1 pseudogene is annotated in these 658 nt (G+C 55.5%); it reads left to right on the top strand.

Features of this window, described 5'->3' with window-relative positions:
* Positions 1 to 161 precede the first annotated feature (161 nt).
* A pseudogene (locus tag ACPUER_RS37005) lies at positions 162 to 332 on the top strand (transposase); the annotation flags it as partial.
* Positions 333 to 658: the final 326 nt, after the last annotated feature.

The raw sequence follows: 658 nt of genomic DNA on the forward strand, positions 1-658 counted from the left end.
CACCAAGGTATCGCGTGCATGTCACCGAAAGATTTCAGTTCCGCTTCAATCATTCGACGCCCCGCGATCGCAACGGCACGCCGGCCGACATGTGAGCTTGCCCCCGAAAAACGAATCCCTTGCTGAGCGTTTAAACTCAAGCAAGGAGAGTCAAGAAGAAGATGAACAAAACGAAGCGGGCACGCTACACGCTCGAATTCAAGCTGGAAGCCGTTCGGCTGGTCAAGGCAGACCAGAGCGTTGCGGCGGTAGCCACGACGCTGGACGTGCTGGCGCAATCGATTTCCAACTGGGTCAAAGCTGCACGGGAAGGCAAGCTCGGCGGAGCTGACAGGGGTAATCGTCCTTTTCGTGCAAAATCTGGCGGTTTCGTTATAAATCTCGTTAAAAATCAATGACCTCTCAGGATGCGGGTTTCGCGAAACTCCGTCCTTCGAATGCAAAATCTGGCGCTTCACCCCGCAGCGCCACCCAGACCTAACTGCGCTCGATAGTCAGCCAGCAACACAGGTGGTCTCGCTCGTTCGGACAGGTTTTCGATATTTTTAAGTGGAATGTCCGAGGCAGTCATGCTGCCGATTTGATCGCAGGCAGCGTCGCGAAGTATGCCTCATCCGGCGTCTGATCCGCCAGGCTCGAATGGGGCCGTTTCCGGTTG

The sequence above is a fragment of the Burkholderia sp. DN3021 genome (genome assembly GCF_049805555.1).
In the GTDB taxonomy this organism is placed as follows: Bacteria; Pseudomonadota; Gammaproteobacteria; order Burkholderiales; family Burkholderiaceae; genus Burkholderia; species Burkholderia pyrrocinia_C.